Here is a 6,717-nt window from a genome sequence, read left to right on the forward strand (position 1 = left end):
TCTCGCCGCATCGCGAACCCCATTCAAGGGGTCTGGGGCCTGCGGCCCCAGCCGCCGGAGGCCACTTCTAATCCGCCGGAGGCTTTATCTCCAATAACTTCAGCAACTCGGCCCGTGACGTGCGCGCATGGTGCCAGAGGTCGGGCGTACCGAGGTCGGCGGGGCTGATCTGCTCGGGCCAGCGGGTTTCGATCAGCTGGTGGAGGGCGTCGGCGCGGGCTTCGCTGAGGCGGAAGCGGGGGTCGATGTGGTTGGGGTCGGCGACGACACGCAGACGCAGGCAGGCGGGGCCGCCGCCGTTGCGCATTGATTCGCGGACGTTGACGATGTGCAGGTGGCGGATCGGGGTATCGCCGTTGATGAGCATTTGCAGATAGTTGGCGACGCTCGGCGTGGTCCGGCATTCGTCGGGGACGATGAGGGCCATGCTGCCGTCCGGCAAGGTGAGCAGCTGACTGTTGAACAGGTAGCTGGAGATGGCGTCGGCCAGAGGCACGGTGGCGGCGGGCACTTCGATCCAGCGGGCCCAGGCCGGCAGGTCGGGCGCGGTGGCGAAGGCCTGCTCGTGCGAGAACAGCACTGGCCCGTTGGCGACGGCGACGACGTCGTTGTGGAAGGCGCCGGCATCGATGGCGGCCGGAGATTGCTGGATAAACAAGGTGTTGGCAACGCCGTGGCGGCGGGCGATGGCCTCGCTGGCGCGGCGGGACTGGCGGGCCGGGAAGCGGCCACCGTCCTCGCCATAGACGTAGATTTCCAGGCCGGGGCCGTCGTGGTGCGGGGCGAGACGCATGTGGTTGGCGGCGCCCTCGTCGCCATAGGCGGCGGGCAGCGCCGGGTGGATATGGAAGTTTGGATGGGCGAAAGCGAGGCGCAATTGCGCTTCGGTATCAAGGGGTTCGTGGCTGCGATGTGGCATGCGGGAAAGATTGGCGACGGACAGGTGGATACTGCCATCGGCGGTATCGGGGGCAGCGGAGACGGTGGCGGCATTGGCCGTCCACATGGCGGAGGCGGACATGGCCTGGGCAAACAGGCTGGGATCGGCGTCCCAGGCGGCGGCGCAGACCTGATCGTCGGTGCCGGCGAAGCCGAGCGCGCGGAGCGTGGGGAGATGGGGGCGTTCATGCGGCAACAGAAAGGCCTGGGGGAGGCCGAGGCGCATGACGAAGCGCATCTTTTCAAGCCCTTGCAGTGCGGCGGCGCGGGGGCGGGAGACGCGGCCGGCGTTCGACTGGCTGGCGATGTTGCCGGGACTGAGCGCGGCATAATTATGGGTGGGGCCGATCAGCCCGTCGACATTGATCTCCTTCATGGACGAAGGCCGATGAGGCTCGGCGCGGCCGGGCTGTCGGCCTCCAGGCTGGCGACCGGAAAGGCCGCATAATCAGCGGCATAGAAGGCCGAGGGGCGATGGTTGCCGGAGGCGCCGACGCCACCGAACGGCGCCGAGGAGGCGGCGCCGTTGGTCGGGCGGTTCCAGTTGACAACGCCGGCGCGGCTCTCCGCCCAGAAGCGCCTGTACAGCGCCTCGTCGCCGCCGATCAGCCCGGCGGCGAGGCCGAACTTCGTGGCATTGGCCTCGGCCATGGCGGCCTCGAAACTGGGCACGCGGATCAACTGGAGCAGCGGGCCGAACAATTCTTGGTCGGGGCGATTTGGCACGTCGGTGACGTCGTGGAGGGCCGGACGGAGCCACGGACGGGTCCGCAATGGGCGCTCCAGGGACCGAATGGGGACAGATCCGGCCGCTTTCAGGCCAGTTTCGGCGCGTTTCAGGACAGATGCGGCCCGATTATCGATCACCGGACCCATGAAAACCGGCGGATTCTCGAACTGAGAACCGACCGACAGTCGGTCAATTAATGAAACGATAATGTCGATCAGTGGGCCTGACTGGCGCTGGCTGACGATCAGCCGGCGGGTGTTGGTACAGCGCTGGCCGGCCGACAGATAGGCCGAGTGGACGACCAGTGCAGCGGCAGCCTCGAGGTCCTCGGCGTCCCAAACGATCAGCGGATTGTTGCCGCCCATCTCCAGCGCCAGGATGCGGCCGGGCGTCTCGGCAAACTGGCGGGCGAGTGCGGCGCCGGCGGCGGAAGAGCCGGTGAACAACAGCCCATCGATATCGGCGGCGGCGAGCGCCTTGCCGGTGTCGGCGCCGCCCTGGACAACGGTCAGCACATCGTCGGGCAGGCCGGCCTCGGCCCAGAGCCGGGCCATGAAGGCGCCGACCGCCGGGGTCTTTTCGGACGGCTTGAAGACGACCGCGTTGCCGGCGATCAGCGCCGGGACGATATGGCCATTGGGGAGATGGGCGGGGAAATTATAGGGGCCGAGGACGGCGAGGACGCCGTGCGGCTTGTGGCGGGTGACCGAGCGAACGTCGCCGGCGTCGGCGATGATGGTGCCGGTGCGCTCGGCGCGGGCGCGCAGGCTGATCTCGACCTTGGCCATGGTGCTGGCGACCTCGGTGCGGGTCTCCCACAGCGGCTTGCCGGTCTCCCGGGCGATCAGCGTGGCGAAGGCTTCTGACTCGGCCAGGACGCGGGCGGCATAGGCGCGGGCGATGGCGACGCGGCTCTCCAGCGGCGTCGCCGCCCAGCCGGCGGCGGCGGCGCGGGCGCGGGCGACGGCGGCGGGGACATCCCCGACCGGGCCTTGCCAGACGACGACGCCGGTGCACGGATCGGTGCTGGTCAGCGTTTCAGAGCGGGACATGGTGGAAGCTTTCTCCTGACGAAGCGCCGGCGGCGGGATCGCCGGTCCAGGCGCGAAAATCCGCCAGCTGGCCGGCGGCGAACAGCGACGGCGGGCCGGTGAAGCTGGCCAGCGTCGCGGGGGCGGCGGTGCGCAGGGTGCGCAGCGCGTCGGTGCGAGCGGTGACGGTGGGGCCGCCATCGAAGATGTCGACATAGGCGTCATGGACGAAACCCTCGGCCGCCAGCATCGCCAGCGCGCCGCGGCCCTTCGGGTGTGGCTGGCCGATGACGGCCTGCGCCTCGGGCGGCAGCAGCGCCGTGTAGATCGGATGGCGGGGCATCAGCTCGGCGATGAACTGGCTGCCCTGGGCGGCGTTGAACCGATCCGCCTCCGGGAAGCTCATGCCGAAGAAGCGGCGGCCGATGGCATCCCAGAACGGGCTGTTGCCGGCCTCGTCGGCGACGCCGCGCAGCTCGGCGACGATGCGGTCGGCGAAGCCGGCGCGGTGGCGGGCGATGAACAGGTAGCGCGCCCGCGCCAGCAGCGGGGCGAGGCCGCCGGCGCGATGCTTGGGATGGAGGAACAGCCCGCCGACCTCCGAGGCGCCGTCATGATCGGTGACCAGGCTGAGCACCGACAGCGGCACGATGCGGCCGAGCGCCTGGCTGGCCTGCGCCATCTGGCTGAGCTTGTAGCTATAGAAGGGCATGCGGGCACCAAGCCGGCTGAAGATCATGGCGGTGCCGGCAACGTCGCCGGTTTCGCTGTGGCGAAGAACCAGGATGTAGAGCTCGTCCTCGGGCGCCGCGAGCCGCCGGGTGAGGCTGCGGCATGACCAGTCGAGACGCATCGCCATCGCCTCGCGGTCGGCGGGCAGGTTGGTGATGCCGTCCCCGGCGATGGCGGCGAGCGCCAGCAGGGCATCGAGGTCGGTGGCCCGCGCGGGCTCGACGCGCCACATCAGCGGGTCCAGCCGTGTTGGGCGAGGCGGCAGAGGATGAGGGTGGCGAGGCGGGCGCGTTCCTCCAGCGAGTCGACACAGAGGAATTCGTCCGCACTGTGGATGCTGCCGCCGCGCGGGCCGAGGGTGTCGACGATCGACAGGCCGGTGGCGGCGAGATTGTTGCCATCGCAGACGCCGCCAGTGTCCTGCCAGGCGATCGGCAGGCTGAGCGCCGTGCCGCAATCCCGGACCAGATCGAACAGCCGGCGCTGATGATCATCGAGCGGCTTGGGCGGGCGAGCGAAATGGCCATGGACATCGACCGCGACGTCATGATCGGCGGCGATATTGGCGGCGAGGCGCTGGACGGCGGCGGCGCCGCGGGCCGCAGCCTCCGGGGTGGCTGGGCGCATGTTCCAGCGCAGCACGGCGGACTCGGGGACGATATTGTCCGGCCCGCCGCCATCGATGCGGGCCGGGTTGACGCTGAGATCGGCGGCCGTAAGCGCGGCGAGGCGGAGCGCCAGATCAGCGGCGGCGACCAGCGCGTTGCGGCCCTCCTGCGGGTTGCGGCCGGCATGGGCAGCGCGGCCACGGACATGGGCGGCAAAATTGCCCGAGCCGCGCCGGGCGCCGGCCAGCGTGCCATCGGCGAGTGCCGGCTCGAAGGTGAGACCGACATCGGCGGCGCGCGCGGCTTCGGCGAGCAGCGGCGCCGAGCCGGGGGAGGACACTTCCTCATCGGCATTGAGCACCACCTGCCAGCCAAGGCGGGGGGCGAAGTCGCTGGCCTCGAACGCCAACAGCGCGGCGAGCATGACGGCGATGCCGCCCTTCATGTCGGCCACCCCCGGCCCGTTGAGCACGTCGGGCGATAGCCAGCGGCAGTGCTGGAACGGGGAATCGACGGCGAACACCGTGTCCATATGGCCGGTGAGCAGAACCTGCACCGGCGCCTCGGGGCGGAGGACGATCTGGAGATTGTCCCCGTGCGGCTGCGCCACCAGCGCGCCATCGGCGGCGACATGGCGGGCCGGGGCGGCGGGGACGCGGCGGAGCGTGCCGCCGAGCGGGGCGAAGGCCTGTGCCAGGGCATCGGCCATGGCGGCGAGGCCGGGGAGGTTGCGGCTGCCGCTGTTGATGGACGCCCAGGCAAGGACCTGGCCGACCATCGCATCGCGGCGGCCGGTCAGCGGCGCCAGCGCAGCGGCTTCAGCGGGGGTGAGGGGGGAGACTCCGGTCATTGGGCGGATATAGGTGATATGAACTGCGACTTCTACATGCTTATGTGATTATTGTAACATCGTTGCGGTGGCCGGAGGTACTATGGCCTTGACCCGACGCGGGAAGCCTGTCTCATTGCGGGCAATCCAAAAAAAGGGGGCCTTGTGACGGACTGGCGGGTGAAGTCGCTTGATGCAATTCTGGCGACGGCGGAGAAGAAGAGCCTGACGCGAACGCTCGGCGCGTTCCAGCTGACGATGCTCGGCATCGGCGGCATCATCGGCACCGGCATCTTCGTGCTGACCTCAGAAGCGGCGCAGCTGGCCGGGCCGGGGATGCTGATCAGCTTCGTCATCGCCGGCGTGGTCTGCGCGCTTGCCGCGCTCTGCTATGCCGAGCTGGCCTCGATGGTGCCGGTCTCCGGCTCCGCCTATACCTACAGCTATGCGACCTTCGGCGAGCTGATGGCCTGGATCGTCGGCTGGGCGCTGGTGCTCGAATATGCGGTCGCCGCGAGCGCCGTCGCCGTTGGCTGGTCCGGCTATGCCGTCGGCGTCATCCAGAATTTCGCGGGCATCCAGCTGCCTACCGCGCTCGTCAACGGGCCTTATGCGGGCGGGCTCATCAACCTGCCAGCCGTGATCATCTCGATCGCCGTGACGGCGCTGCTCGTCGTCGGCACCAAGGAGAGCGCTAGCGTCAACGCCGTGCTGGTGGTCATCAAGGTGGCGGCGCTGACCGCCTTCATCGTGCTGGCGCTGCCGGCCTATAATTCCGAGAATTTCGTGCCATTCATGCCGCTGGGCACCAGCTCGGCGATCTCGGCGGCGGCGATCATCTTCTTCGCCTATATCGGCTTCGATGCCGTCTCCACCGCAGCCGAGGAAACCAAGGACCCGCAGCGCAACATCCCGATCGGGCTGATCGGCAGCCTCGTCATCTGCACGGTCTTCTACCTGCTGGTCGGCGTCGGCGTGATCGGCAGCTTCGGCGCCCAGCCGGTCTATGGCCCGGACGGCGTCGCCCCCTACCCCGGTTCGCCGGAAATGGCCGCCGCCTGCCGCGCCCAGGGCGATATCGCCGTGGTCTGCTCCAAGGAGGCGCTCGCCCATGTGCTGCGCTCGATCGGCCATCCCGGGGTCGGCAATGTGCTCGGCCTCGCCGCCGGCTTCGCCCTGCCCTCGGTGATCCTGATGATGATGTTCGCGCAAACGCGCGTGTTCTTCGTCATGTCCCGCGACGGGCTGCTGCCCGGCGTACTCTCCAAGGTCCACCCCAAGTTCAAGACGCCGCATATCGTGACGATGATCACCGGCGCCGCCGTGACCATCGGCGCCGCCTTCTTCCCCGTCGGCCAGCTGGCGGCGATCTCCAACGGCGGCACGCTCTGCGCCTTCTTCTTCGTGGCACTCGCCATCATGATGCTGCGGCGCAAGCAGCCAGAGCGCAAGCGCAGCTTCCGCACCCCGGCCGTCTGGGTCGTCGCCCCGGCCGCAGCGCTCGGCTGCCTGCTGCTGTTCGGCTACCTGTCCTGGACCGCGCAGATCTTCTTCTTCGGCTGGGCGGCGCTGGGGATCGTCTTTTACTATGCCTATGGCCGCAGCCGCTCGAACGTGGCGCGCGGGATTACCGAGGTGGGCGAGCTCGACCCCGATGTGCCGCCAGTGGGGGTGCCGCCTCTGCCGGGCGGGATTCATACGCCAGGCGGGAAGGACGCCTGAGGCGGATCAGAAGAGCCTCTGGCGGCTGGGGCCGCAGGCCCCAGACCCCATCAATCAGGTTCGTGATGCGGCAAGATCGGTCGTCGCAATGGGAAACGGCAAATCTTGGGGTCTGGGGCCTGCGGC

At 69.2% G+C, this 6,717-nt stretch carries 5 protein-coding genes; 1 reads left to right on the plus strand and 4 read right to left on the minus strand.

Translation table 11 applies throughout. The features are described from left to right. Window positions 1-67 precede the first annotated feature (67 nt). Genes ACTIFJ_RS14445 through ACTIFJ_RS14460 form a run of 4 tightly spaced genes read right to left on the minus strand, consistent with a single transcriptional unit; the run spans window position 68 to window position 4,890 of the window. Window positions 68-1,315 (minus strand): N-succinylarginine dihydrolase, encoded by a 1,248-nt coding sequence (locus tag ACTIFJ_RS14445; protein ID WP_439534811.1) that lies wholly within the window; start codon window positions 1,313-1,315, stop codon window positions 68-70. Further along, window positions 1,312-2,721, minus strand: coding sequence for a succinylglutamate-semialdehyde dehydrogenase (gene astD / locus ACTIFJ_RS14450; RefSeq protein WP_439534812.1), 1,410 nt, complete (start codon window positions 2,719-2,721; stop codon window positions 1,312-1,314). Before astD ends, ACTIFJ_RS14445 begins: the two co-directional genes overlap by 4 nt. Next, window positions 2,708-3,664, minus strand: a complete 957-nt coding sequence (locus tag ACTIFJ_RS14455) for an arginine N-succinyltransferase (protein ID WP_439534813.1) — start codon at window positions 3,662-3,664, stop codon at window positions 2,708-2,710. The genes astD and ACTIFJ_RS14455 overlap by 14 nt, the downstream gene beginning before the upstream one ends. Then, window positions 3,664-4,890 (minus strand): hydrolase, encoded by a 1,227-nt coding sequence (locus ACTIFJ_RS14460; protein WP_439534814.1) that lies wholly within the window; start codon window positions 4,888-4,890, stop codon window positions 3,664-3,666. Before ACTIFJ_RS14460 ends, ACTIFJ_RS14455 begins: the two co-directional genes overlap by 1 nt. Window positions 4,891-5,034: 144 nt before the next feature. Here ACTIFJ_RS14460 and ACTIFJ_RS14465 point away from each other — a divergent pair, with 144 nt between their 5' ends. After that, a complete protein-coding gene (locus ACTIFJ_RS14465) occupies window positions 5,035-6,591 on the plus strand; it encodes an amino acid permease (protein ID WP_439534815.1) in 1,557 nt (518 codons plus the stop codon). The last annotated feature ends 126 nt before the right edge of the window (window positions 6,592-6,717 follow it).

Source organism: Polymorphobacter sp. (assembly GCF_051860865.1).
Classification (GTDB): domain Bacteria; phylum Pseudomonadota; class Alphaproteobacteria; order Sphingomonadales; family Sphingomonadaceae; genus Sandarakinorhabdus.

Bases quoted from the DNA above. Each gene is read 5' to 3' on its own strand.
- ACTIFJ_RS14445 (WP_439534811.1), bottom strand. From the start codon at position 1,315: ATGAAGGAGATCAATGTCGACGGGCTGATCGGCCCCACCCATAATTAT.
- ACTIFJ_RS14460 (WP_439534814.1), bottom strand. From the start codon at position 4,890: ATGACCGGAGTCTCCCCCCTCACCCCCGCTGAAGCCGCTGCGCTGGCG.
- astD (WP_439534812.1), bottom strand. From the start codon at position 2,721: ATGTCCCGCTCTGAAACGCTGACCAGCACCGATCCGTGCACCGGCGTC.
- ACTIFJ_RS14455 (WP_439534813.1), bottom strand. From the start codon at position 3,664: ATGTGGCGCGTCGAGCCCGCGCGGGCCACCGACCTCGATGCCCTGCTG.